Here is a 24,121-nt window from a genome sequence, read left to right as displayed (position 1 = left end):
CCGATGCCTGCACGGATCGCATCGCGGTGAGCGAACCGACCGTCGGGTCCACCGTTGCCGGCGACGCGCCGCAGGCCGTGGCGCAGCGTCCGCGGATCGCGGTCGCGGCCGGGTGTCTGATCGACGGCGACGGCCGCGTGCTGATCGCGCAGCGTCCGCACGGCAAGATCGCCGCGGGGCAGTGGGAATTCCCGGGCGGCAAGATCGAGGCGGGCGAGACCGCGCGCGCGGCGCTGGTGCGGGAGCTTGAAGAGGAGCTCGGCGTGACGGTGCGCGTTGCCCGGCCGCTGATCAAGGTCGTGCACGCCTATCGCGAGCGCACCGTCGAGCTGGATTGCTGGCTGGCGAGCGTCTGGGACGGCGAGCCGCAGGGGCGCGAGCAGCAGGCCTTTGCCTGGGTGCGCCTCGACGAGATCGACGACTATCCCATCCTCGCCGCCGACGGGCCGATCCTGTCGGCGCTGCGCCTGCCGGCCCACTACGTGTTCACGCCGCCGGACATCGGCGAAGCGGCGCTGCTCGCGCGCCTGCCGCAGCTGCCGCGTGGCGCGTTGCTGCGCTTGCGCTTGCCGGCGCTCGACGACGCGGCGTACGCGGCGCTGGCGGGCCGCGTGCTTGCCGCGGCGGACAAGGCCGGTACGGCATTGCGCGTCGTGCTCGATCGCGATCCGGACATGGTCGGGCGGCTCGGCGCCGCCGGCTGGCATGCCGACAGCGGGCGCCTGGCGGCGCTGTCGACGCGGCCGGCGGGGCCACTGTGCCTGGCCTCCGCGCACAGTCCTGCGGAACTCGCGCGAGCGCGCGAACTGGGCTTCGATGCGGCGGTGCTCGGGCCGGTGCGCTCGACGCCGACGCATCCGGCGGCGGGCGGCCTCGGTGAGCTGACGGCGGCGGCCTGGACGCAGGCCGCCAATCTGCCGGTGTACTGGCTCGGCGGCCTCGGGCCGCGCGATCTGGACACGGTGCAGGCGCACTATGCCCAAGGCGTGGCCGCGATCCGCGCCTACTGGTCAGCCTAGCTGGCCGAGTGCGTCAGTCGCCGTCCGGATCGCGATGGTGCGGGGTCGGGTCGTCGCTCGGAATGCCGTAGCGTCCGGCGAACCAGTCGCCGAGGTCGAGCAGCTTGCAGCGTTCCGAGCAGAACGGGCGCCAGGGGTTGCTCTCGTCGAGGCGTACCGACTGGCCGCACTGCGGGCAGGAGCCGATGCGGTAGGGGCGGGCGGCGGGGTCTTGCGGGTTCTTCACAGGTTGCAGCACTGCAGCTGGAAGCCGATGTCCGCATGCGCCTGCTGGGCGCGGCTGTCGATCTCGCGCATGCCCATGAAGCGGACCGTGAAGCGATGCCGGCCGGCGCTGATTTCCGGGTAGACGCCGGCGCCCGCCGGGACGATCACGCGCACCAGCAGGCAGGGGCCGGTGGGCGTGTGCAGGTAGATCCCGTTCTGCGCGACGACCGGATCCGCCGGCACGCTGGCGCGCAGCAGCTTCAGGTACAGCGTGACCGCGCGCTCGAACGGCGCGAGATCGGCGAACCAGGCATCGAGGTCGCGGTCGGTGCGCTCGCGCGGCTGCGACAGCCACCAATGGTAGTGCGGCAGGTCGAAGCCGCAGGTGCCGCCGGGAATCGTCGAGCGGTTGAGAATGCTGGTCAGAAAGTCGCTGCCGCGCAGCAGCGAATTGGCGAACTGCGTGGCGAGCTGCTGCAGCTCGTTGAGCGCCTCGGTGATGTCGGCGAGCACGCCCTTGAGGCGCTCCTGATCGACGCTCGGACGGGCCGCGAGCCGCGTCAGGTGGTGATACTGATCCGTCAGCTCCTTGAGGATGTCGTTCTTCAGGTCGGAGCGTGAGATCACGACCAGCAGATCGAGCAGCGAATCCAGCGCCGAGCGCGTGCCGCAGGTGCTGCGGTCGCGGCGATGGTGCCGGTATTGCGCAAACAGCAGCTCGAGACGCAAAAAGGTGCGCACCCGCTCGCTCAGCGGTTGCTCGAACACCAGATCGGCCACGGCTCCTTCGCTCACTTGCGGGCTTGACGTCTAAATTTTGATTGTGAACGAGTTCTCAGTGCGCGGCAAACGCAGGCCGGGCGCCGAGGCCTCGCCGGCGGCGGCGAGTCGCAGGTAATAGGCATGAAATTCGGCGACGGCGGCTTGCGTCGTCGCGATGTCGCCGGCGTTGACCAGCACGTCGTGCGCGGCGGCGAGGCGCGCTTCGCGGTCGAGCTGCGCGGCGAGCATGCGCCGCGCGAGCGTTTCGTCGATGCCGTCGCGCTGCGTCAGGCGGGTGAGCTGCACCTCGACCGGCGCGTCGACCAGCAGGACGCGGTCGACGAGGTCCTGCATTTTCGCTTCGAGCAGGATCGCCACGCTGAGCATGCAGTACGGTGCCGTCTGCGCGCTGCGCCAGGCGCGCATGCGCTCGCGGATGCGCGGATGCGTGATCGCTTCGAGTCGCTTGAGGGCGGACGGATCGGCGAATACGTGCTCGCGCATCCGGCGCCGGTCGAGTTCCCCGTCGGGCAGCAGGAAGCCGGCGCCGAAGGTCTGTGCGATCTCGGCGAGACCCGGCGTGCCGACGGCGACGACCTCGCGGGCCACGCGATCGGCGTCGAGCACGGGCACGCCGAGCCCTTCGAACAGCGATTGCACCAGCGATTTGCCGCTGGCGATGCCGCCGGTCAGGCCGATCGTCAGTGGCATCAGCGCAGGCTCTGCAGGTAGAGCTGGCTCAAGTCCTGGCCGTACAGCAGCGCCAGCCAGCCGGCGGCCGCCAGATACGGACCGAATGGAATCGGGATCTGGCGATCGTGCCGGCGGAACAGGACCAGGCCGATGCCGACGACGGCGCCGACCACCGAGGACAGCAGGACGATCGTCGGCAGCGCCTGCCAGCCGAGCCAGGCGCCGAGCGCGGCGAGCAGCTTGAAGTCGCCGTAGCCCATGCCTTCCTTGCCGGTCGTCAGCTTGAACAGCCAGTAGATCGACCACAGCACCAGATAGCCGGCCATCGCGCCGATCACCGCGTCACGCAGGTCGGCGAAGACCGGGAACAGCGCGAGCAGCAGGCCGAGCCACAGCAGCGGCAGCGTCAGGTCGTCCGGCAGCAGCTGCGTGCGCAGGTCGATGACGGCGAGCGCGAGCAGCGTCCAGCTGAGGGCCAGCGCGGCGGGCAGCTGCGGCCCGTAGCCGAAGTGCCAGGCGCAGACGCCGGCCATCACGCCGGCGGCGAGTTCGACCAGCGGATACTGCGCCGGAATCGCGGTGCCGCAGGCGGCGCAGCGGCCGCGCAGGAACAGCCAGCCGAACAGCGGCACGTTGTGCCACGGCTTGATCGGCGTGCCGCACGACGGACAGCAAGACGCGGGGCGCAGCAGTGAGAACGGCGGCTCGTCGAGCGCGGGCAGTTCGAGCGCCTCGCGGGCATCACGCTTCCACGCCCGTTCCATCATGCGCGGCAGGCGGTAGATGACGACGTTGAGAAAGCTGCCGACGATCAGGCCGAGCAGCGCCGTGAGCGAAATCAGCAGGGCGGGGCTGCTGCGCAGCCCGTCGAGCAGGGTCATGAGACGCTCAGTTCAGATGGCTTGGCCGAGCTTGAAGATCGGCAGGTACATGGCAATGACCAGGCCGCCGACGAGTACGCCGAGCGTGGCCATGATCATCGGCTCGAGCAGGCTCGACAGTGCGTCGACCAGCGCGTCGACCTCAGCTTCGTAGAAGTCGGCGACTTTCGCGCACATCGCGTCGAGCGAGCCGGATTCCTCGCCGATCTGCACCATCTGCGTCGCCATGTTCGGGAACAGGCTCGACTGCTGCATCGTGAAGTTCAGTTGCTGGCCGGTCGCGACCTGATCCTTCATGCGCAGGATCGCCTCGGTGAAGACGATGTTGCCGGCGGCCTTGCCGACCGATTCCATCGCCTCGACGAGCGGTACGCCGGCCGCGAACATGGTCGACAGCGTGCGCGCGAAGCGCGCGACGGCAGACTTGTAGAGGATGTCGCCGACCACCGGAATCTTCAGCAGCAGGCGGTCGAGCAGGCGCCGGAATTTCGCCGATCGGCGCTTGGCCTCGAACAGCGCATAGAAGCCGCCGCCGACCACGCCGAGGATCATCCACCAGTACGACTGCACGAAGTTCGACAGGCCGATCACCATCAGCGTGAAGGCCGGCAGGTCGGCGCCGAAGCCCTGGAACAGGCTCTGGAACTGCGGCACCACGAAGTACAACAGGATGCCGGTGACGATGAAGGCGACGACGACGACCGCGGCCGGGTAGGTCAGCGCCTTCTTGACCTTCTTCTTGATCGCCTCGGTCTTTTCCTTGTACGTGGCGATCTTGTCGAGCAGGGCTTCGAGGGTGCCCGACTTCTCGCCGGCTTCGACCAGGTTGACGACCAGATCGTCGAAATACAGCGGGAACTTGCCGAGACTCTCGGCGAACGAGTGGCCGCTTTCGATGTTGACCTTGATCGCCATGATCATCTCGCCGAGGCTCGGGTTCTCGTGGCCGCGGCCGACGATCTCCAGCGACTGCACCAGCGGCACGCCGGCCGCCATCATCGTCGCCATCTGGCGCATGAAGATGGCGATGTCGCTGCTGGCGATCTTTTTCTTGCGCTTGCCGAACAGCGAGGACTGCTTGCGCACGAAGATCGGATTGATGCCGTCACGGCGCAGCTGCAGGCGGATGAAATGCTCGCTCGGACCGATGCGGTCGCCCTTGATGCGATTGCCCTTGCGATCGGTGCCCTCCCAGCGGAAGGTGTATTCCTTGACTGCCGCTGCGTCCGCCATCTACCGCCCCCTAAACGTCCAGAATCCCGCCCATACCGCTGCTAGTCGCCGACCGTGCAGGCATTGGCCTGCAGCAGGTCGATGGCGCCGTTCCTGACCTTGCGCAGTGCCGAGGCACGCAGGTCGGCAACGCCTTCCCTTTCCGCTTGAGCGGCCAGTTCGAGGGCGCTGCCGCCCTCCATGATGATGCGCCCCATTTCGTGGGAGAACGGCATCACCTGATAGATGCCGGTGCGGCCCTTGTAGCCGTGGTCGCACTGATCGCAGCCGACCGCCTCGAAGATCCGGAAGTCCGGCGCGTCGATATCCGCCTCGCTGAAGCCCTGGCGGATGAGTTCGGCGCGCGGAATGTTCGCTTCGCGCTTGCAGTGCTGGCAGAGCTTGCGGGCGAGGCGCTGGGCGATGATCAGCGACAGCGTCGAGGCGATGTTGTACGCCGGCACGCCCATGTTCATCAGGCGCACAATGGTCTGCGGCGCGTCGTTGGTATGCAGGGTCGACAGCACCAGGTGACCGGTCTGCGCCGCCTTGATCGCGATCTCGGCCGTCTCCAGGTCGCGGATTTCGCCGACCATGATGACGTCCGGGTCCTGGCGCAGAAAGGCCTTCAGCGCCGCCGCGAACGTCAGGCCCACGCGCGGATTGACGTTGACCTGATTGATGCCCGGCAGATTGATTTCCGCCGGGTCCTCGGCCGTCGAGATGTTGATGTCGTCGGTATTGAGGATGTTCAGGCCGGTGTACAGCGACACCGTCTTGCCCGAGCCGGTCGGCCCGGTGACGAGGATCATGCCCTGCGGCTGCGCCAGCGCCTTCATGTAGGCGTCTTTCTGCTCGGCTTCGTAGCCGAGCGCGTCGATGCCGAGCTGGGCCTGCGAGGGATCGAGAATACGGCAGCAGATCTTCTCGCCGAACAGTGTCGGGCAGGTGCTGACGCGGAAGTCGATGGCCTTGGTCTTCGAGATGTACAGCTTGATGCGGCCGTCCTGCGGCACGCGGCGCTCGGCGAGGTCCAGGCGCGACATGACCTTGACGCGCGCGGCGAGGCGGCCGGCCATCGCCTGCGGCGGCGTGGCGATGGTCTTGAGCTCGCCGTCCTTGCGGTAGCGGATGCGGTAGGTCTTCTCGTACGGCTCGAAGTGGACGTCGGACGCGCCGATGTTGATGGCGTCGACGAAGATCTTGTTGACGTAGCGGACGATCGGCGCGTCGTCGGCGTCCGCCTTGGTGACGTCGACGGTCACCTCTTCGTCGCCGCCCTCGATCTCGAGATTCTCGAGGTCGGCATCGCCGAGGTCCATCTTCTGCGACTCGGCCGCCTGGATCGCCGATTCCAGCGCCTTGACCAGCTTGTCCTCTTCGACGAGGACCGCCTCGGTCATGTTGCCGGTCGCGAACTTGATCTCGTCGAGCGCCTGCAGATTGGTCGGGTCGGAGACCGCGACGAAAGTCTTGCGGCCGCGTTTGAACAGCGGCAGCGCGTGCACCTTGCGCAGGACCTTGTCGCTGACCTCGCGGGCGACGGCCGGGTCGATCTCGATCGCGGTCAGGTCGATCAGCGGCGCGCCGAACTCGATGCTGGCGGCTTCGGCGATCTTCTGCGCCGACAGCGTCTTGCTTTCGAGCAGCGCGGAGACGAAGGGAATGCTGTTCTTCAGCGCCCGCTGCTGCGCCTCGCGGGCCTGCTCGTCGCTGATCAGCTTGTCGGCCACCAGACGACGGGCCAGTCCTCCGAGGAAGACCGGGTTGGCCGGAGGTGCGGTGCCGATAGCCATGGAGGGTCAGGCGTGCGGAAAGTGATACGGATCGCAGAAATGTAGGGGGGCGCCATGTCGGGCGTCAATGCAGGGACGCCCGCTTACGTGACCGCGCCTGCCACCGTTGGTCGGGAACGCATCCTGCATGGGCCAAACGCGAACGGGCGGATTGCTCCGCCCGTTCGATACCGGACCCGCGGCCGCGCCGCGATCGCTTCCGGCCGCGTGCAGGCAGCGCACGCGCTAGTTGCGCTTCATCGAGTCGAAGAACGCCGCGTTGGTCTTGGACTGGCGCATGCGGTCGATCAAGAGCTCCATCGCCGCGATTTCGTCCATGTCGTGCAGCAGCTTGCGCAGGATCCAGACCTTGTTGAGGTCGACCGGATCCATCATCAGCTCTTCCTTGCGCGTGCCCGAACGGTTGATGTTGATCGCCGGGAACACGCGCTTCTCGGCGATGCGACGCTCGAGATGCAGTTCCATGTTGCCGGTGCCCTTGAACTCCTCGTAGATGACTTCGTCCATCTTCGAGCCGGTGTCGACCAGCGCCGAGGCGAGGATGGTCAGCGAACCGCCTTCCTCGATGTTGCGCGCGGCGCCGAAGAAGCGCTTCGGCTTCTGCAGGGCGTTGGCGTCGACGCCGCCGGTCAGGACCTTGCCCGAGCTCGGCGCGACGGTGTTGTAGGCGCGGGCCAGACGCGTGATCGAGTCGAGCAGGATCACCACGTCGCGCTTGTGTTCGACGAGGCGCTTGGCCTTTTCGATCACCATTTCGGCGACCTGCACATGACGCGAGGCCGGTTCGTCGAAGGTCGAGGCCACGACTTCGCCGCGCACCGTGCGCTGCATGTCGGTGACTTCTTCCGGACGCTCGTCGATCAGCAGCACGATGAGATACACGTCCGGATAGTTCGCCGCCAGCGACTGCGCGATGTTCTGCATCATGATCGTCTTGCCGGCCTTCGGCGGCGAGACGATCAGGCCGCGCTGGCCTTTGCCGAACGGCGCGACCAGATCGATGATGCGGGCGGTGATGTCCTCGGTCGTGCCGTTGCCGCGCTCCATCTTGTACTGCTTGTCGGCGAACAGCGGCGTCAGGTTCTCGAACGAGACCTTGCGCTTGGAAACTTCCGGCGGCTCGAAGTTGATCGTGTCGACCTTGAGCAGCGCGAAGTAGCGCTCGTTGTCCTTCGGCGAGCGCACGCGTCCGGCGATCGAGTCGCCGGTGCGCAGCGAGAAGCGGCGGATCTGGCTCGGCGAGATGTAGACGTCATCAGGGCCGGCGAGGTACGAGCTGTCGGGGCCGCGCAGGAAGCCGTAGCCGTCCTGCATGATTTCCAGCACGCCTTCCGTATAAATGTGATCGCCGCGCTTCGCCGAGTGGCGCAGCAGCTGGAAGATCAGATCCTGCTTCTTGACGCGGGCGATGTTCTCCAGACCCTGCGACTCGGCGAGTTCGAGCAGCTCGGACGCCGTCATGCGCTTCAGATCGGGGACGCGGATGACCTTCGGCGGCTCCGGCGGCGCCTGCGGAACGGCGGTGCCGTTCGCGCCGCCGGCCTCTTCGTCGTCCGACATCTGCGGCGCCGGCATGCGCGGCTGGTCGGCATGCGCCTCGGCGCTCAGCGATAGCGCCAGGCCCTCGTCGCCGCCTTCCACGTCCTCCGGCTGGATGTCCTCCGGGAACCCCATGTTGGCGTTCGGGTTGTGATTGCCCTGGTTGCCCTGGCGGTTCTGGCCACGCTGGAAACGACGACGATGCTTCATAAGGGGTTTGCTGGTTACGCGACGGTGATGTGGGGGGCGACGAAGGCGGCGAGCTGCGCCTTGTGCACGGCGCCGACCTGCGTCGCGGCCGGCGCGCCGTTCTTGAAGAGAATCAGCGTCGGGATGCCGCGAATGCCCAGTGCGGCCGGCGTCTGCGGGTTCTCGTCGACGTTGAGCTTGACGACCTTGAGCTTGCCGGCATTTTCGGCGGCGACCTGGTCGAGGATCGGCGCGATCATGCGGCACGGACCGCACCACTCCGCCCAGAAATCGACGAGGACCGGCTGGGTCTGGCTGGCGAGCTTGACGTCCTGCTCGAAGCTGGCGTCGGTGACGGCGGAGATATGTTCACTCATGGAAGAGCCTCGGCAAATGAGAAGGTAGAGCGGGAAAACGCCCGCACGCTCCGGAAGTGGGGGTGGTTTTCAGCGGTTCGGGCCGCGCAAAATCGGCGGCGGACCGTTATGATTAATCTTTGAACGACGGGGAAATAACGCGGGCCGGATGCAGCAAGCGGTCTAAATTCACTGCCGGGCCATTGATGAACGTTATTTGATCTGAATCCTTTGCGCCTTGCAAGAGCCGATCATCCGCCGCGATATACCACCGAACGCTGAATTGAATGCAACCTGACCATCTTTCCCCGACGCGGTTCGCCGATCTGCCGCTGCATCCGAGCCTGCAGGCGAGCCTGCAGCAGCTGGGCTACACCCATTGCACGCCGATCCAGGCGCAGGCGCTGCCGAAGGCGCTCGCCGGCGAGGATCTGGCCGGCCAGGCGCAGACCGGTACGGGCAAGTCGGCGGCGTTCCTGCTGGCGACGATGAATCATCTGCTGACGCATCCGCGCGCCGAGGGCGACGATCCGAACCAGCCGCGTGCCTTCATTCTCGCGCCGACGCGAGAGCTGGCGGTGCAGATCTACAACGACGCGCTCGGACTCGGCAGCCAGACCGGCCTGCGCATGACGGTCTGCTACGGCGGCGCCGGCTACGAACAGCAGCGGCAGAGCATCGAGGCCGGCATCGACATCCTGATCGGCACGCCGGGCCGCCTGATCGACTATTTCAAGCAGGGCACCTATCACCTCAAGCAGATCGAGGTGCTGGTGCTCGACGAGGCGGACCGCATGTTCGATCTCGGGTTCATCGCCGACATCCGCTATCTGATCCGCAAGATGCCGCCGGCGAACCAGCGCAAGAACTATCTGTTCTCGGCAACCCTTTCGCACCGTGTGCTCGAGCTTGCCTACGAGCACATGAACAACCCGCAGAAGATCGAGATCGAGCCCGATCAGGTCACGGCGGAGCGCGTGCGCCAGGAGCTGGTGCACGTCGCCAACGACGAGAAGCTGCCGTTCCTGGTCGGCCTGCTGCGCCAGCGCAATGCCTTCCGCACACTGGTCTTCGTCAACACCAAGCGCGGCGCCGAGCTCGTCGAGAGCGCACTGAAGGCCAACGGTTTCGACGCGCGCGTGCTGTCCGGCGACGTCTCGCAGGGCACACGCCTGCGCCTGCTCGAGGATTTCAAGCAGGGCAAGCTGCCGGTGCTGGTCGCCACCGACGTGGCGGCACGCGGTTTGCACATCCCGGGTGTCGATCTCGTCGTCAACTTCGATCTGCCGCAGGACGCGGAGGACTACGTGCACCGCATCGGCCGGACGGCGCGCGCCGGGGCGTCCGGCGACGCGGTCTCGCTGTGCTGCGAGACCTGGGTCTATTCGTTGCCCGAGATCGAGAAGTACATCGGCATCCGTCTGCCGTTGATGGCGGATGGCCACGCGTTGATCGCCACCGATTTCGTGGCGCCCAAGCCGTTGCCGCGCCGCCAGTCCTCGGGGCCCGGTGGCGGGCGCGGACGGCGTCCGCAGCGCCGGCAGCGCTGAACGTCGCAAGCTTGCCGTCGAGCGGCCGTTGATTTGCTCGGAAAGGTTGATATATTCCGGCACTTAGGAGAGAAACCTCAGATGAATCGCGGTCCTTCCCGAGCGCTCACCGGCGTTGATTACGAAGTGGCCCGGCCGCGGCGCCAGCCGCGCCGCCTGCAGTGGCTGCTGGGCTTGGTCGCCGTCGCCGCGTTCGGATCGGCCTGGCTGCTGCGCGACGGCGGTGCCGCCGTCGCCAACGAAAGCGGTGCGACGGCCGTTGCCGAGCCGCATGCGCTGGTGGCGAGCGCCGCAGCCGGTCCCGCGGCCACGACGCCGATCCCCCTGGACCGCGTGCTGGTCGAGGACGAGCCGACCGCCGCCGCGGATGCCCGTGACGGCGAAGAGGCCGACGACTCGGAAGACGGCGACGCTGCGTCGCAGCTGGCCGCGCTGAGCGGCGCGGTGACGTCGGCGATGACGCCGAAGGTCGCCTCGGAAGCGGCGTCGGTGCAGGTGCCGGCGGCGAGCACCGCCGAGGAGCCGGACGAAGCGGAGGTCGACTCGCTCGCCGAGCAGATCGAGAAGAAGCCGCAGCGCCGGCAGCTCACGCTGCCTGCGGGCCTCAAGCTGAAGTCGAGCATCGTGCTCGTCGTCGATCAGAACACCCAGGAAGTGCTCGCCGCGCAGAATGCGGATGCGGTGCAGCCGATCGCGTCGCTGACCAAACTGATGACGGCGATGGTCGTGACCGACGCCAAGCTGCCGCTCGACGAGGTGCTCGAGATTACCCGCGATGACATCGACGCCGAGAAGCACAGCTATTCGCGCCTGTCGCCGGGTCTCAAGTTCACGCGCCGCGAGTTGCTGCTGCTGGCGCTGATGTCCTCGGAGAATCGCGCAGCGTCGGCGCTGGGTCGCAACTATCCGGGCGGACGCCCTGCGTTCATCCGCGCGATGAATGCCAAGGCTCAGGCGCTGGGCATGACGCACACGCACTATGCCGACAGCTCGGGCCTGTCGAGCCGCAACGTGTCGAGCGCGCACGATCTCGTCAAACTGGTCGATGCCGCCTACAAGGTGCCGCTGATCCGCGAGTACTCGACGCGCGTCGAGCACACCGTGAAGCCCGGCCGCCGCAGCATGCACTTCGTCAGCAGCAACCGGCTGGTGCGAGCCAAGAACGACTGGCGCATCGGCCTGCAGAAAACGGGTTTCACCAACGAGGCCGGGCGCTGCCTGGTGATGCAGGCGACGGTCAAGGGCCGGTCGCTGGTGATGGTGCTGCTCGATTCGGACGGCAAGTTCACGCGCTTCGCCGATGCACAGCGGGTCCGCAACTGGGTCGAGAGCGGGGCCAAGAGCAAGACCGCGTCGAGCAAGAGCGGGCGCTCGCGCAGCACGTCCTGAAGCCTCCCGGCCGGACTCGCGCCGGATTCGCAAAAGGGGCCGCAAGGCCCCTTTTTGCTGCGGGCCGGCGCGCGCTTCAGGTACTGCCGCGGTGTTCGGCAGGCAGCGTGGCGGCGAGTTCGGCGAGTGTCTCGACCGAGCGCATCGCCGGCAATGGGCGCGCCGGCAGGCCGCTGTCCGGCTTGCGGATGCCGATCACCTGGTGAATGCCGAAGGCCTGCGCCGCCGACAGCACCGGCATGCTGTCGTCGACGAACAGCGTGCGCGCCGGATCGAACGGATGCGCGGCCTGCAGGGCATGCCAGAAGCGCAGGTCTTCCTTGGGATGGCCGAAGTCGTGTGAGCTGAAGACCTGGTCGAAGTACGGCCGCAGGCCGGTGTGCTCCAGCTTCAGGTGCCAGCTGTCGCGATGCGCGTTGGTCGCGATCCACATCTGCCGGCCGCTGCGCCGGATCAGGCGCAGGAAGTCCTCGGCGCCGGGCACCGGGCGGATGCGGGCGCGGATCTCGCGCTTGAGCGCCGCCATGTCGAGTCCGGTCTCGCGGCTCCAGTGATCGGTGCAGTACCAGGGCAGCGTGTGCTGCACGGCGCCGAACTTCGGCTCGAGTTCGCGCAGCGCGTCCTCCAGCTCGATGCCGTATTTCGCGGCGTAGCGTTCCGGTACCAGCTCGCGCCAGAAGTAATTGTCGAAGGCCAGGTCGAGCACCGTGCCGTCCATGTCGAGCAGGACCCAGTCGACGCGCTGCCAGTCGATCAGGTGTGCGTTTGCGAGGCTGTCCATGTCCGTATGATACGGGGCCAATGACGACCTTCAACGAACTGTACGACGCCGTCGTGGACATCGCGCGGCAGGCCGGCGAACGCATCATGGCCGTCTATCACGGCGACTTCTCCGTCACGTTCAAGTCCGACGCCTCGCCGCTGACGCAGGCCGATCTGGCCGCCCACCGGCACATCCTCGCCAGTCTGCAGGCGCTGACGCCCGAGGTGCCGGTGCTGTCGGAGGAGGCGGCCGACATCGCCTTCGAGACGCGCCGGCGCTGGACGCGCTACTGGCTCGTCGACCCGCTCGACGGCACCAAAGAATTCGTCAAGCGCAATGACGAATTCACCGTCAACATCGCACTGATCGAGCACGGCGTCGCCCGGCTCGGCGTCGTGCATGCGCCGGCGCTCGGGCTGAGCTACGCGGCTGCGGTCGGCCGTGGCGCCGAACGCTGGCGCGACGGCGCGCGCAGCCCGATCCGCACGCGCGCGGTGCCGCCGCCGCCGCTATTGCCGGCCTTCGTCGTCAGCAAGTCGCATCGCGACGCGGCGCTCGAAGCCTTCCTCGCGCGCGCGCCGGCCCATACCGCGGTCAGCCGCGGTTCGTCGCTGAAGTTCTGCCTGGTTGCCGAGGGTTCCGCCGACCTTTATCCGCGGACCGGCCCGACCTCGGAATGGGACACCGGCGCCGGCCAGTGCATCGTCGAGCAGGCCGGCGGCGTCGTGCTGCGCCTGCCGGAGCGGACGCCGTTGCGCTACAACGAAAAAGACTCGCTGCTGAACCCGAATTTCCTCGTCATCGGCGATCCGGGCTACGGCTGGGCGCAGAAGCTGGCGGCATGATCGACGCGCGTGTCGCGGCCCTGCATGCCGAGCTTGGCATCACCGCCGGGATGCTGCGCTCGCGCGGCCTGCGCGCGCAGGCCGAGGCGCAGCGCCTGCAGCCGGTCGGGCTCGGCACCGACGGCCGCGACAAGCTGCTGGTGCCGGCCGCGGCGCAGGCCTGGCAGGCGCTGCGCGCGGCGGCGGCCGGCGACGGCGTCGAACTGCTGCTGGTCTCGGCGTTTCGCGGCGTCGAGTTCCAGGCGGCGCTGATCCGCAACAAGCTGAAAAAGGGAGTGCCGATCGCCGAGGTCCTGCGCGTCAATGCGCCGCCCGGCTACAGCGAGCATCACACGGGGCGCGCGGTCGACATCGGCGACGCGCAGACGCCGCCGCTCGACGAAGCCTTCGAAGGCACGGCGGCGTTCGCCTGGCTGCAGGCGCATGCGGACACGTTCGGCTTCCGCCTTTCGTATCCGCGCGACAATCGCGAGGGCTATCTCTATGAGCCCTGGCACTGGTGCTGGCATCGCCGCGTGCGGCGCGGCGGCGCGCAATAGCGCTTGCGCCGCGCCGTGTCGGGCGCGGCTCAGAGCGGAACGGCGTTGAAGTCGGCGGCTTGCGGATGTGCCGGTGCCGCGACCGCCTTGGCGTCGCGCAGCAACTGGCAGGTGCGCAGGCCGGCGGCGCGCGCCGCGTCGAGCTCGGCGCCGACGTCGGAGAGAAACAGCACCTCGTCGCCCGGCAGGCCGATCTCGCGCAGGATCGCGCGGTACGAATCCGCCTCGCGCTTGCCGCCGATGCGCGTGTCGAAGTAGCCGGAGAACAGCGGAGTCAGGTCGCCGTAGGCGGTATGGCCGAAAATCAGCTTCTGCGCGTCGACCGAGCCCGACGAGTAGACGTACAGCGCCTTGCCGTCGGCATGCCAGCGGCGCAGGCATGCCGGCGTGTCGGCATAGACGTGACCCTGCAGTTCGCCGTTCTCGTAGCCGATCTTCCAGATCAGGCCCTGCAATGCCTTGAGCGGCGTGATCTTGCGGTCCTCGGCGATCCACTGCTCGAGCACGTCCGCCGCCTCGTCGATCGACAGATCGCGGCCGACGACCTGCTCGACGTCGTCGAGCAGGTGCTGGACCTGATCGTCGCCCGCCTGCTCGCGCAGGAAGCCGCGCAGGCGCTGCCTGGCGTACGGGAACAGCGTCTCGTGGACGAAGTCGATCGAGGACGTGGTGCCTTCGATGTCGGTGACGATGGCTTTGATCATTTTTCTTCCTGAGCCGTGCCGGGCGCGGGGTCCAGCCCGGCCATCCCGGGCCGGGCGCTCGCCGGCGCGAATGTCCACCGGATCTTCGTGAGGGGCCGGCTCACCCTTCGGTGTCGGTGATGAGGGCCTTGATCATAGCGGCGCGTTCAGGCCGCCGGCTCGAACTTCGGGAAGCGCTCGGCGATCGTGTCGCCGGTGAAATGGCCGACCCAGCCTTCCGGGATGCGGAAGAAGCGGATCGCCTTGAAGTTCGGCTTCGGCCCCATGTCGAACCAGTGCGTGACATGGGCCGGCAGGTTGATGAGATCGCCCTTGGTGCAGACCGTCAGATAGACCTTGCCGCCGGCGCGGACGTAGAACGCCCCGGCGCCGTCGACGAAGAAGCGCGTCTCGAAGTCGTCGTGCGTGTGCTCGGACAGGAACTTGCCGCGCGCCGCTTCGGCCTGCGGATGATCCGGGTGCATGCTGACGACGTCGACCGACACGAAGCCGTACTTGGCGTTCAGGCGCTCGATCTCGGCGCGATAGGCGGCGATGACCTCGTCCTGGCCGGCGGTCGCGGACAGCGGCTGCGAGGCTTCCCAGCGTTCGAACTCGACGCCGACGGCGGCGAGCTGGTCGCGAATGTCCTCGAAGCCGGTGTAGGTGCCGAGCGGCTGGCCCGGGTCCTGGTCGGAATAGACGGCGAGCGTGGTCATGGCGATCCTCCTTCGAACTGCGGACGTTTACGAGTGCAGCTCGCACTCGAACATGAATTCCAGCGCCTCGACGCGCCAGCGTGCCTGCGCGACGTCGGCGCCCCAGGCATAGAGCCCGTGGCCGGCGATCAGATAGGCGGGCGTCGCCGGATGCCGCTTCATGTGGGCGTCGACCGTCGCGCTCAAGCGCGCGATGTCCTGATCGTTGGTGAACACCGGCACCTCGACGCTGGCGTCGTGCGTGCCGATGCCCGGCAGCAGCTTGAGCAGCTCGTAGCCGGCCAGGCGGATCGAGCGCAGGCGCCGCGACAGCACGGTATTGGCGATCGAATGCGTATGCAGAACGGCGCCGATCGCCGCGTCGTGGCGGTACAGCTGGCAATGCAGCAAGGTCTCGTACGAGGCCTTGCGCGCCGCGCCGATCGGCACGCCGTCGAAGCCGGCCTCCAGGAAGTCGGCGGGCGTCAGCTCGCCCTTGTGGCAGCCGCTCGCCGTGATCAGCATGCGCCCGGCGTCGAGCCGCGCGGAGAAATTGCCGCCGGTCGCCGGGACCCAGCCGCGCTGGTGGAACAGGCGGCCGGCGTCGATCAGTTGCTGACTGTAGGTCTGGATGTTCATCGAGCCGCGCACTTTAGGGCAGCGCGGGCGGCGCCGCCAATGATTTCAGCTGCGGGTCTTATAGCGCCGGCATGTGACGTTCAGGCCTGCGGCTGGCCGAGCGCTTGGGGGGGGCGGTGCCGCGCGGCGCCGGAGCCGTCACCGGCCGGCAGCTCCTCGCCGAAGGTTCGGCGAGGGCGGCGGCATCCGGCCTCAGGGCACCAGGAACAGCGAGGCGAGGCCCAGGAAGATGAAGAAGCCGAGGCTGTCGGTGGTGGCCGTCAGCATGACGCTGGAGCCCATGATCGGATCGCGACCGAAGCGCTGCAGCGCGACCGGGATGACCAGGCCGGCGGTCGCCGCCAGCAGCAGCTCCAGCAGCATCGCCGAGCCGATGACGAGCGCCAGCTTCCAGTCGTGGTACAGCGCAAAGGTCACGGCGCCGAGCGCCGAACCCCAGACGGTGCCGTTGATGCCGGCGATCGCCAGTTCGCGCAGCAGCATCATGCGCAGCTGCGAGGGCGCCATCTGGTTCAGCGCCAGACCGCGGATCACCAGCGCCATGGTCTGGTTGCCGGTATTGCCGCCGATGCTGGCGACGATCGGCATCAGCGTCGCCAGCGCCACCAGCTGGGCGATGACCGGCTCGAAGGCGTCGATCACGCGCGAGGCGACGAACGCCGTCAGCAGATTGAGCGCGACCCAGGGCCAGCGCTTGCGCGCGCTCTGCATCGGCGGCGTGAACAGGTCCTCGTCCTCTTCGGACAGGCCGACCTGGCGCAGGCCTTCGTTCTGCGCGCGCTCGTTGATTTCGTCGATGACGGCGTCGACCGTGATGCGGCCGACGACCTGCTTGTGCAGGTTCACGACCGGCGCCGAGATCAGATCGTACTTCTCGAACGCGTCGACCGCGTCGCGGTCGCGGTCGTCGGTGAAGAAGTAGGTGGGCTGCGTCAGCATCACCTGGCTGACTTCGTTCTCGGGCTCTTCGAACAGCAGCTTGTCGAGCGGCAGCACGCCGCGCAGGCGGTTGTTGCGGTCGACGACGATGATTTCGTTGCTGTGCGGCGGCAGCGGCTTCTTGCGCCGCAGCAGGCGGTGCACCGCTTCGAGCGTGGTGTCCTCGCGGACCGCGATGTAGTCGAGGTCCATCATCGCGCCGACGCTGTCCTCCGGGAAGCTCAGCACCGAGCGCACCTCGGCCTGATCGGCGCGGTCGACGTGCTCGAGCACCGCGGCGCGCTGTTCGTCGGGCAGCGAGCTGACCAGGTCGGCGATGTCGTCGGAGTCCAGCGTACGCACCACCGCGGAAATTTCCTCGGGCGCCATGTGCTCGACCAGCGAGCGGCGTACGACGTCGGAGACTTCGAGCAGCACGGCGCCGCGGCGTTCCGGACGGACCAGGCCCCAGGCCATTTCGCGCGCTTCCGGCGCCAGGCTTTCCAGCACGAAGGCGATGTCGGCCGGGTGGAAGTTGGTGAGCCGCTGCGCCAGCGCCGCCTGATGCTGGCGCGCGACCAGCTGGGCGACGACGTCCTGCTTGCGGTTCTCAGAGCGCGACAGCAGCTCCAGCTCCAGTGCCTGGCGGGACAGCAGCTCGATCACCTGGGCGCGGGCGTGCTCCAGATGGCGATGGTGCGGCGTGGTATCGGCGTTGTCAGGCATCGTCGCACGCGACGGTGGAGGGGAGCCGATCGGGTCGCGATCAGGCCGCAATCAAGCCAAGGTCCGGCGCGGCTATCTTAGCCGTGCCGGCGTTGCGCCGCTGCAGCCGCGCGGCGAGCACGCCGGGCCGACCTTTCGGTTAAGGTTGGCGGCCACGATGATCCCCTTCCGTCCGTTCCCGCGCCGCCGATGAGCGCGCGTCCGCCACCGCCCGAGCCGACCCGGCCGGAGTCCGGCGTCGCCGGTTTCCTGCGCGTGTTTCGCTACACCGGACGCGCGCTCGCGCTGGTCTGGGCGACCAGCCGCGGCCTGCTGGCCGCGCTCGTGGGGCTGACCGTGCTGGCCGGCGTGTTGCCGGCGGCGATCGCCTACGTCGGCGCCCAGATCGTCGATGCCGTGGTCGCCGCGATCGCCCAGGCGCAGGCCGGCGCCGTGCACGGCTGGGCGCTGTACGCACCGTTGCTCGAATGGGTTGCGCTGGAGGGCGTGCTGGTCGCCGCCGCTGGTGGCACCACGCGCATGACCTCGCTCTGCCAGGCGTTGCTGCGCATCCAGCTCGGCCGCCGCATCAACGTCATGATTCTCGAAAAGGCGTTGACGCTGGAGCTGACGCACTTCGAGGATTCCGAGTTCTACGACAAGCTCAACCGCGCGCGCCGCGAGGCGTCGGTGCGGCCGCTGTCGCTGGTCACGCGGACCGCGAGCCTGGCCCAGAACGCGATCTCGCTGCTCAGCTACGGCGCGCTGCTCGTGCACTTCTCGCCGTGGGCGGTGACCGTCCTGCTGCTGGCCGGCGTGCCCTCGTTCGTTGCCGAGGCGCGCTATTCGGGCCAGGCCTTCCAGCTGTTCCGCTGGCGCTCGCCGACCACGCGCATGCAGATCTATCTGGAAACCGTGCTGTCGCGCGAGGACCACGCCAAGGAGGTCAAGCTGTTCGGCCTCGGCCCGCTGCTGCTCGGCCGCTACAAGTCGCTCTACGCGCAGCTCTACGACGAGGAACGCGATCTGGCCGTGCGCCGCGACGGCTGGGGCTTTGGGCTCGGCCTGATCGGCGTTTGCGCCTACTACGGCGCCTACGCCTGGGTCGCGATCGCCACCGTCACCGCACGCATCACGCTCGGCCAGATGACGATGTACCTCGCGCTGTTCCGCAACGGGCAGGGCGCGGTGACCTCGATTCTCAGCGCCGTCAGCGGCATGTACGAGGACAACCTCTATCTGTCGACGCTTTACGAGTACCTGGAAACGCCGGTGGCGCCGCCGCGCGGCGCCGCGGCGCAGGGGCCGCGGCCCGAGGACGGCATCCGCTTCGAGCAGGTTTCGTTCCGCTATCCGGGCGCCGAGACGCCGGCGCTGGACGGCATCGACCTGCACATCCGCCCCGGCGAGTCGCTGGCGCTGGTCGGCGAGAACGGCGCCGGCAAGACCACGCTGATCAAGCTGCTGACACGCCTGTACGTGCCGACCGGCGGTCGTATCCTGCTCGACGGGCTCGATCTGCAGGACTGGGACGAGGACGCGCTGCGCGCGCGCATCGGCGTGATCTTCCAGGACTTCGCCCGTTACCAGCTCACCGTCGGCGAGAACATCGGCGTCGGCGACGTGCGCTATTTCGACGACGAGAAGCGCTGGCGCGAAGCCGCCGACATGGGCATGGCGACGCCGTTCATCGAGACGCTGCCGCAGCAGTTCCACACCCAGCTCGGCAAGTGGTTCCGCGACGGCCGCGAACTGTCCGGCGGGCAGTGGCAGAAGATCGCACTGTCGCGCGCCTTCATGCGCGCGCAGGCCGATATCCTGGTGCTCGACGAACCGACCTCGGCGATGGATGCCGGCGCCGAGGCCGAAATCTTCGCCCACTTCCGCGCGCTGATGCGCGATCGCATCGCGATCCTGATCTCGCACCGCTTCTCGACCGTGCGCATGGCCGACCAGATCGTCGTTGTCGACAGCGGCCGCATCGTCGAGCGCGGCGACCATGCCGCACTGATGCAGCTCGGCGGCATTTACGCGCACCTGTTCTCGCTGCAGGCGCGCGGCTACCAGTGAGGCGCACGGCGCGCGCCTGCGCTGATTGCAGCAGGTCGGCGCGGGCGGCTTGCGGTTACGCTCGGCGGCCACGAATCCCGCACCATCGCACGCAAAGGAGAGAGACATGAAGTCGTTCAAGGGCCGCGTCGCCATCGTCACCGGCGCCGGCAACGGCCTGGGCCGCCAGCACGCGCTGGCGCTGGCAGCGCGCGGCGCCAGAGTGGTCATCAACGATCTGGGCGGCGCGCGCGACGGCAGCGGCGGCTCGTCGGCCGCCGCCGAGGCGGTGGTCGCCGAAATCCGGGCCGCGGGCGGCGAGGCGATCGCCAGCGGCGCTTCGGTCACCGACATGGCTGCGGTCGAGCAGATGGTGGCGCAGGCCGTCGCCGAGTGGGGACGCGTCGACATCCTCGTCAACAACGCCGGCGTGCTGCGCGACAAGACCTTCGCGAAGATGACGGTCGAGGATTTTCGCTTCGTCGTCGACGTGCACCTGATGGGCGCGATGCATTGCACGAAGGCGGTCTGGGAGCAGATGCGCACGCAGAACTACGGCCGCATCGTGATGACGACCTCGTCGACCGGCCTCTACGGCAACTTCGGCCAGTCGAACTACGGCGCCGCCAAGCTGGCGCTGGTCGGCCTGATGCAGACGCTGGGCCTGGAAGGCGAGAAGTACAACATTCGCGTCAACGCGCTGGCGCCGACCGCCGCGACGCGCATGACTGAGGACATCCTGACGCCGGACATGTTCGAAAAGCTTCGCCCGGAGATGGTCAGCCAGGGGCTGCTGCATCTGTTGTCCGAGGATGCGCCGAACCGCGCCATCCTCTGCGCCGGCGGCGGCGCCTTCGAGGCCGCGCACATCACGCTGACGCGCGGCATCTTCGTCGGCGACGCCGCCGACCCGGCGGCGACGGTTGCGGCGCGCTACGCCGAGATCGACGCGCGCGATGGCGAGATCGTGCCGGCCAATGGCATGCAGCAGGCGGTGTTCGAGCTGGAAAAGGCCAAGCGCGCGCTGTCGTAGCGGTGCGCACGCGGGCCGGTGGCGGCGTGCGGCACCGGCCCGCGGCACCTTCTGCGAGAATGCGCGGCTTTCGCCGCCATTCCCGCCGCTCATGTCCGCGCGCCACGCTTCGTCCACCGATTACGCCCTGCTGCTGATTCCGCCGCTGCTGTGGGCCGGCAACGCGGTCGTCGCGCGCGGACTGGCCGGCCATCTGCCGCCGATCGCGTTCTCGTTCTGGCGCTGGGCGCTGGCACTGGTGCTGATCGCACCGTTCGGCCTGGCCGGCGTGATCGCACAGCGCGCGACGATCCGCGCCCGCCTCGGCGTGCTGGTCGCGCTCGCGCTGACCTCGGTCACCGCCTACAACACCATGCTGTATCTGGCGCTGCAGACTTCGACCGCGGTGTCGGTGACGCTGGTCGCCGCGGCGATGCCGGCGACGATCATGGCGCTGGCCAGCGTCTGGCTCGGCGAGCGGCTCGGGCTGCGGCAGTGGGTCGGCATGCTGATCGCGCTGTTCGGAGTGCTGACCGTGCTCGGCCACGGCGACCCGCGCCGCGTGCTGACGCTGGCCTTCCATCGCGGCGATCTGTGGGCAGTGGCCGCCAATCTGTCGTGGGCGGTCTATTCGGTGATGCTGCGTCGCTATCCGACCGGACTCGACGCGCGCACGCTGCTGACGACGCAGATCCTGATCGGCGTGCCCTGCATCCTGCCGTTCTATCTGATCGAGCTCGCCGGCGGCCGCACGCTCGCACTCGATGCCGGCACGCTGGCCGCGATCGGCTATGCCGGCCTGCTGGCCTCGCTGGTCGCGTACTTTCTCTGGAACCGCGGCGTGGCCGCGGTCGGCCCGTCGGTCGCCGGGCAGTTCACGTACTTCATTCCGCTGTTCACGGCGCTGATCGCAGCGCTGGCGCTCGGCGAGCGCGTCGAGCCGTATCACGGGCTCGCGTTTGCGCTGATCGTCTCGGGCATCGTCTTCGCGAATCTGCGCCTGCGGCGCTGAAAGCGCTTTCAGACTGCAGCGGCGGCCGCTCGTGCGCGAGCGCCGGCCTGCGCGCTCAGGTCTTCGGCACGGCCACGCCGCGGTAGACGTAGGTCATCGGCCGCGGGCCAGGTAGGTAATCGGCCTGCAGTTCGGTGATCTCGAAGCCGCCGGCCGCGAGCAGTGCCGGAATGTCGCGGTTCAGATGGCAGCCGCCGGCGAGCGGTTTCCATACCGGCGTCAGGCCGTTCTGCCAGCGCCGCACGCCGGCGTCCGGCGCCAGGCCATGCTCGCAGAACAGCAGCTGGCCCTGCGTGCGAAGCACACGGCGCATTTCGCGCAGCGCCGCGACGGCGTCGGGAATCGTGCACAGCGTGAACGTGGTGACCACGGTATCGAAGCTCGCATCCTCGGCCGGGATGCGCTCGGCCGGCAGGTCCAGCAGCTCGATGCGGATGCCGGCCTCGGCGGCGCGCTTGCGGGCGAGGCGGTGCATCTGCGCGGCGGGGTCGAGGCCGTACAGGGCGCTCAGTCGCTCGCGGTCGTAGAACGGCAGATTGCGGCCGGTACCGATGCCGATCTCCAGCACGCGTCCGAGCGCACGCGGGACCAGCTTGGCGCGCTCCTTCTGGATCGGCCCGATGCCGCAGGCCAGATCGATCAGATACGGCAGCACGTAGTGGTCGTACGGGTTCATGGGCTTCCTCCTTGGAATGCATATGCGTCGGCCGCCGCTCGATGGGCATCGGCGGCGGCGTGGAATCAGGCCGATTTTGCGCAAGCCGCAGATACCACGACCATTGCCGCGCGGCCACGGCGGGGTTCCGGAACGATCACGCGCCGCGCCTTGCAGCGACAACGCCGCGGGGTGTGTGGTGGGACGTGCACGCGACGCGAACGCGCGACGTCAGAACGTGCGGCGCAGGAGCGCGAGACAAGGAGGGGAATGGTGGCGGGGACGCAGTCGAAAAAGAATGCTCAGTATTGATAGGTAAGGGAAAACAGATTTCTTGATTTTTCATATACCCGAAAAAGTACCCGACCGGCCCAAGCGCGAGCATATTTTGAAGGCTCTAACGAAATTGGCGCGGTATTCCCCCCGCTTTTAGCGGTCGCCAAAAGTGGAGCTAAGCGGCCAAGGCAAGTTTCTGCATTGGCGTGATGCCTCCGAGCGCCATGTTCGGGTGCTCATGGTTTGACCTTGCCTCGATTCGACGTACAGCAGTCTATGCGGCCATGAGGCCGGACTCTGCAGCCACCGGGATCTGGTAGTTGATCGCCGAGTGCCTGCGTTGCCGATTGTAGAAGCCCTCGATCCAGTCGACGATATCCAGGCGTGCCTGCGCTCGCGTGTCATAGCGCAGCTGATGCACACGCTCGACCTTTAGCGTCTTGAAGAAGCTCTCCATTGGCGCGTTGTCCCAGCAGTTGCCCTTGCGGCTCATGGACTGGACCATGCGGAAATCCCGGATCAACGTGCAGTGCTGGTCACCGGCATATTGGCTGCCGCGGTCCGTGTGCAGGATCAGCCCTGGCGGTGGCTTGCGTTGCCAGTACGCGGACTTGAGCGCCTGACAGACCAGATCGGCCTTGATGCGATCGCTCATCGACCAGCCGACGATACGGCGGCTGGCCAAGTCCATGATGCAGGCCAGATACAGCCAGCCCTCGGCCGTGGCGATGTAGGTGATGTCGCCGACCCAGGCCTGATTGATCTGCCAGCCGTCGAATCGCCGATCGAGCACGTTGGGCGCCACCGGCTTGCGATGATCCGAGTCCGTCGTCACCCGATAGGAGCGCCGATACAGCGGGCGCAGCCCCTGGCGCTGCAGGCTCTTGCGTACGCGCTCGTGACCGACAGGCTGCCCCAGCTCCCGCAGAATCCGTGGACGACCGTAGCGGCGCTTGTACTGAGCGTGAAGCGCAGCCACCTGCGCGTCCAGCGTCGCATTGGCCTGCGTGCGTGGGCTCGGCGGACGTGTTCGCCACTGGCAGTAGCCGGTGCGCGACACGCCCAGCTGGCGGCACATCCGGGCCACGCTGAATCGGTCGCGGTGGGCATCGATCCAGGCGTACTTCACCGCGACTCCTTCGCGAAATACGCCGCCGCTTTTTTTACGATCTCCAGGTCCAGCTTGGTGTGGGCCAGCTCCCGACGCAGGCGCGCGTTCTCGGCTTCCAGCTCCGAACCCGATCGCTTCACTGGCTGCGTCCCAGACTCATCTGCCGCCAGCTTCCCCGCGCGACTGAGCCTGATCCAGTTCCACAGACTCGAATCCGGAATCCCGAGCCGCTTCGCAGCCTGGTTGCCGCCGATCGACTCCGCCAGACGCACCGCCTCCAACTTGAACTCATCCGTGTACTGCCGGTTCGGTACCGACGATCTCTTGCCCATCTCGTTCTCCGTTCATCAGAAAATTATCAACGTTCTGATGTACGTCAAACCGAGGCAGGATCAGTTGTAAGTCCATAGCCAACGAGTGGCCTTGTCCTGCACCTGCTCAATCGAGTCAAACAGGGTTCGAGCCAGCCACGCGTAACGCACGGTGCGGTTGTAGCGTTCGACATAGGCATTCTGCTGTGGCTTGCCCGGTTGGATGTGCTCGATGCGGATGCCGGCGCGCTCGGCCCACGCCAACAAGGCACCGCTGATGTACTCGGGCCCATTGTCGCAACGGATGACCTT

24 protein-coding genes are annotated in these 24,121 nt (G+C 67.7%); 8 read left to right on the top strand and 16 right to left on the bottom strand.

Annotation, left to right across the window (positions count from 1 at the left end):
• Positions 1-26 precede the first annotated feature (26 nt).
• Positions 27-1,019: a Nudix family hydrolase gene (locus tag K343_RS0116410; RefSeq protein ID WP_211226325.1), complete on the top strand. Its 993-nt coding sequence runs from the start codon at positions 27-29 to the stop codon at positions 1,017-1,019.
• A 13-nt stretch (positions 1,020-1,032) separates the two neighbouring features.
• Here K343_RS0116410 and K343_RS25220 read toward each other — a convergent pair whose 3' ends face one another.
• The 8 genes from K343_RS25220 to trxA all read right to left on the bottom strand — a co-directional run bounded on the left by K343_RS25220 (position 1,033) and on the right by trxA (position 8,675).
• Positions 1,033-1,245, bottom strand: coding sequence for a DNA gyrase inhibitor YacG (locus tag K343_RS25220; protein WP_043113000.1), 213 nt, complete (start codon positions 1,243-1,245; stop codon positions 1,033-1,035).
• Positions 1,242-2,021, bottom strand: coding sequence for a cell division protein ZapD (gene zapD / locus K343_RS0116400; RefSeq protein WP_245585221.1), 780 nt, complete (start codon positions 2,019-2,021; stop codon positions 1,242-1,244). The genes K343_RS25220 and zapD overlap by 4 nt, the downstream gene beginning before the upstream one ends.
• Positions 2,022-2,036: 15 nt before the next feature.
• Entirely contained in the window at positions 2,037-2,699 is a 663-nt protein-coding gene (gene coaE, locus K343_RS22590; protein WP_043112998.1) for a dephospho-CoA kinase, read from the bottom strand.
• The gene (locus K343_RS0116390; RefSeq protein WP_028008996.1) at positions 2,699-3,562 is read right to left on the bottom strand and encodes a prepilin peptidase; all 864 of its coding nucleotides are present in this window, start codon (positions 3,560-3,562) and stop codon (positions 2,699-2,701) included. The genes coaE and K343_RS0116390 overlap by 1 nt, the downstream gene beginning before the upstream one ends.
• A 12-nt stretch (positions 3,563-3,574) precedes the next feature.
• Complete coding sequence (locus K343_RS0116385; protein WP_028008995.1) at positions 3,575-4,795, bottom strand: type II secretion system F family protein; 1,221 nt, start codon at positions 4,793-4,795, stop codon at positions 3,575-3,577.
• A gap of 41 nt (positions 4,796-4,836) precedes the next feature.
• Positions 4,837-6,570 (bottom strand): type IV-A pilus assembly ATPase PilB, encoded by a 1,734-nt coding sequence (gene pilB, locus K343_RS0116380; RefSeq protein ID WP_028008994.1) that lies wholly within the window; start codon positions 6,568-6,570, stop codon positions 4,837-4,839.
• Between the two features lie 225 nt (positions 6,571-6,795).
• Positions 6,796-8,031 carry a transcription termination factor Rho gene (gene rho, locus K343_RS0116375; RefSeq protein ID WP_245585223.1) on the bottom strand — a complete coding sequence of 412 codons (1,236 nt, stop codon included), beginning with the start codon at positions 8,029-8,031 and terminating at the stop codon, positions 6,796-6,798.
• A gap of 302 nt (positions 8,032-8,333) precedes the next feature.
• On the bottom strand, positions 8,334-8,675 hold the full coding sequence (gene trxA, locus K343_RS0116370; protein WP_020649329.1) for a thioredoxin: 342 nt from the start codon (positions 8,673-8,675) through the stop codon (positions 8,334-8,336).
• A gap of 266 nt (positions 8,676-8,941) precedes the next feature.
• Between trxA and K343_RS22585 the strand changes: the two genes are divergently transcribed.
• Together K343_RS22585 and pbpG are read left to right on the top strand one after the other, a co-directional pair.
• Complete coding sequence (locus K343_RS22585; RefSeq protein WP_043112996.1) at positions 8,942-10,204, top strand: DEAD/DEAH box helicase; 1,263 nt, start codon at positions 8,942-8,944, stop codon at positions 10,202-10,204.
• An 81-nt stretch (positions 10,205-10,285) separates the two neighbouring features.
• A complete protein-coding gene (gene pbpG, locus K343_RS22580) occupies positions 10,286-11,593 on the top strand; it encodes a D-alanyl-D-alanine endopeptidase (RefSeq protein ID WP_211226324.1) in 1,308 nt (435 codons plus the stop codon).
• A gap of 76 nt (positions 11,594-11,669) precedes the next feature.
• Here pbpG and yrfG read toward each other — a convergent pair whose 3' ends face one another.
• A complete protein-coding gene (yrfG, locus tag K343_RS0116355; protein ID WP_028008992.1) occupies positions 11,670-12,374 on the bottom strand; it encodes a GMP/IMP nucleotidase in 705 nt (234 codons plus the stop codon).
• A gap of 20 nt (positions 12,375-12,394) precedes the next feature.
• Here yrfG and cysQ point away from each other — a divergent pair, with 20 nt between their 5' ends.
• Both cysQ and K343_RS0116345 read left to right on the top strand, forming a co-directional pair.
• Positions 12,395-13,201, top strand: coding sequence for a 3'(2'),5'-bisphosphate nucleotidase CysQ (gene cysQ, locus K343_RS0116350; protein WP_028008991.1), 807 nt, complete (start codon positions 12,395-12,397; stop codon positions 13,199-13,201).
• On the top strand, positions 13,198-13,740 hold the full coding sequence (locus K343_RS0116345) for a M15 family metallopeptidase (protein ID WP_028008990.1): 543 nt from the start codon (positions 13,198-13,200) through the stop codon (positions 13,738-13,740). The genes cysQ and K343_RS0116345 overlap by 4 nt, the downstream gene beginning before the upstream one ends.
• Before the next feature lie 29 nt (positions 13,741-13,769).
• On the opposite strand, the gene mtnC is transcribed toward K343_RS0116345, so the two are convergent.
• The 4 genes from mtnC to mgtE form a co-directional block, all read right to left on the bottom strand.
• A complete protein-coding gene (gene mtnC, locus K343_RS0116340) occupies positions 13,770-14,444 on the bottom strand; it encodes an acireductone synthase (RefSeq protein WP_028008989.1) in 675 nt (224 codons plus the stop codon).
• Between the two features lie 146 nt (positions 14,445-14,590).
• Positions 14,591-15,142, bottom strand: coding sequence for a 1,2-dihydroxy-3-keto-5-methylthiopentene dioxygenase (locus K343_RS0116335; RefSeq protein ID WP_028008988.1), 552 nt, complete (start codon positions 15,140-15,142; stop codon positions 14,591-14,593).
• A 27-nt stretch (positions 15,143-15,169) separates the two neighbouring features.
• A complete protein-coding gene (locus K343_RS0116330) occupies positions 15,170-15,760 on the bottom strand; it encodes a methylthioribulose 1-phosphate dehydratase (protein WP_028008987.1) in 591 nt (196 codons plus the stop codon).
• 192 nt (positions 15,761-15,952) lie between these two features.
• Positions 15,953-17,404, bottom strand: coding sequence for a magnesium transporter (mgtE, locus tag K343_RS0116325; protein WP_028008986.1), 1,452 nt, complete (start codon positions 17,402-17,404; stop codon positions 15,953-15,955).
• A gap of 189 nt (positions 17,405-17,593) precedes the next feature.
• Between mgtE and K343_RS0116320 the strand changes: the two genes are divergently transcribed.
• The 3 genes from K343_RS0116320 (at position 17,594) to K343_RS0116310 (ending at position 21,456) form a co-directional block, all read left to right on the top strand.
• Positions 17,594-19,453, top strand: a complete 1,860-nt coding sequence (locus tag K343_RS0116320) for an ABC transporter ATP-binding protein (RefSeq protein ID WP_028008985.1) — start codon at positions 17,594-17,596, stop codon at positions 19,451-19,453.
• Positions 19,454-19,559: 106 nt separating this feature from the next.
• Positions 19,560-20,465, top strand: a complete 906-nt coding sequence (locus K343_RS0116315) for an SDR family NAD(P)-dependent oxidoreductase (protein ID WP_028008984.1) — start codon at positions 19,560-19,562, stop codon at positions 20,463-20,465.
• 91 nt (positions 20,466-20,556) lie between these two features.
• A complete protein-coding gene (locus K343_RS0116310; protein ID WP_028008983.1) occupies positions 20,557-21,456 on the top strand; it encodes a DMT family transporter in 900 nt (299 codons plus the stop codon).
• 55 nt (positions 21,457-21,511) lie between these two features.
• On the opposite strand, the gene K343_RS0116305 is transcribed toward K343_RS0116310, so the two are convergent.
• The 3 genes from K343_RS0116305 to K343_RS22575 form a co-directional block, all read right to left on the bottom strand.
• Positions 21,512-22,132, bottom strand: coding sequence for a class I SAM-dependent methyltransferase (locus K343_RS0116305; protein ID WP_028008982.1), 621 nt, complete (start codon positions 22,130-22,132; stop codon positions 21,512-21,514).
• Positions 22,133-22,661: 529 nt separating this feature from the next.
• A protein-coding gene (locus K343_RS0116300; RefSeq protein ID WP_154662624.1) for an IS3 family transposase occupies positions 22,662-23,830 on the bottom strand; the annotation gives its coding sequence in 2 pieces (ribosomal slippage) (positions 22,662-23,542 and positions 23,542-23,830; 1,170 coding nt in all).
• Positions 23,831-23,890: 60 nt separating this feature from the next.
• A partial coding sequence (locus K343_RS22575; RefSeq protein WP_043112992.1) for an integrase core domain-containing protein occupies positions 23,891-24,121 on the bottom strand: 231 nt, incomplete at its 5' end.

Source organism: Solimonas flava DSM 18980, assembly GCF_000426685.1.
Classification (GTDB): domain Bacteria; phylum Pseudomonadota; class Gammaproteobacteria; order Nevskiales; family Nevskiaceae; genus Solimonas; species Solimonas flava.
Note: the sequence above shows the minus strand (reverse complement) of the source record. Positions and strands in the feature narration are given on the sequence as shown.

Bases quoted from the DNA above. Each gene is read 5' to 3' on its own strand.
- coaE (WP_043112998.1), bottom strand. From the start codon at position 2,699: ATGCCACTGACGATCGGCCTGACCGGCGGCATCGCCAGCGGCAAATCG.
- K343_RS0116390 (WP_028008996.1), bottom strand. From the start codon at position 3,562: ATGACCCTGCTCGACGGGCTGCGCAGCAGCCCCGCCCTGCTGATTTCG.
- K343_RS0116385 (WP_028008995.1), bottom strand. From the start codon at position 4,795: ATGGCGGACGCAGCGGCAGTCAAGGAATACACCTTCCGCTGGGAGGGC.
- pilB (WP_028008994.1), bottom strand. From the start codon at position 6,570: ATGGCTATCGGCACCGCACCTCCGGCCAACCCGGTCTTCCTCGGAGGA.
- rho (WP_245585223.1), bottom strand. From the start codon at position 8,031: ATGACGGCGTCCGAGCTGCTCGAACTCGCCGAGTCGCAGGGTCTGGAG.
- trxA (WP_020649329.1), bottom strand. From the start codon at position 8,675: ATGAGTGAACATATCTCCGCCGTCACCGACGCCAGCTTCGAGCAGGAC.
- K343_RS22585 (WP_043112996.1), top strand. From the start codon at position 8,942: ATGCAACCTGACCATCTTTCCCCGACGCGGTTCGCCGATCTGCCGCTG.
- pbpG (WP_211226324.1), top strand. From the start codon at position 10,286: ATGAATCGCGGTCCTTCCCGAGCGCTCACCGGCGTTGATTACGAAGTG.
- yrfG (WP_028008992.1), bottom strand. From the start codon at position 12,374: ATGGACAGCCTCGCAAACGCACACCTGATCGACTGGCAGCGCGTCGAC.
- cysQ (WP_028008991.1), top strand. From the start codon at position 12,395: ATGACGACCTTCAACGAACTGTACGACGCCGTCGTGGACATCGCGCGG.
- K343_RS0116345 (WP_028008990.1), top strand. From the start codon at position 13,198: ATGATCGACGCGCGTGTCGCGGCCCTGCATGCCGAGCTTGGCATCACC.
- mtnC (WP_028008989.1), bottom strand. From the start codon at position 14,444: ATGATCAAAGCCATCGTCACCGACATCGAAGGCACCACGTCCTCGATC.
- K343_RS0116335 (WP_028008988.1), bottom strand. From the start codon at position 15,142: ATGACCACGCTCGCCGTCTATTCCGACCAGGACCCGGGCCAGCCGCTC.
- K343_RS0116330 (WP_028008987.1), bottom strand. From the start codon at position 15,760: ATGAACATCCAGACCTACAGTCAGCAACTGATCGACGCCGGCCGCCTG.
- mgtE (WP_028008986.1), bottom strand. From the start codon at position 17,404: ATGCCTGACAACGCCGATACCACGCCGCACCATCGCCATCTGGAGCAC.
- K343_RS0116320 (WP_028008985.1), top strand. From the start codon at position 17,594: ATGAGCGCGCGTCCGCCACCGCCCGAGCCGACCCGGCCGGAGTCCGGC.
- K343_RS0116315 (WP_028008984.1), top strand. From the start codon at position 19,560: ATGAAGTCGTTCAAGGGCCGCGTCGCCATCGTCACCGGCGCCGGCAAC.
- K343_RS0116310 (WP_028008983.1), top strand. From the start codon at position 20,557: ATGTCCGCGCGCCACGCTTCGTCCACCGATTACGCCCTGCTGCTGATT.
- K343_RS0116305 (WP_028008982.1), bottom strand. From the start codon at position 22,132: ATGAACCCGTACGACCACTACGTGCTGCCGTATCTGATCGATCTGGCC.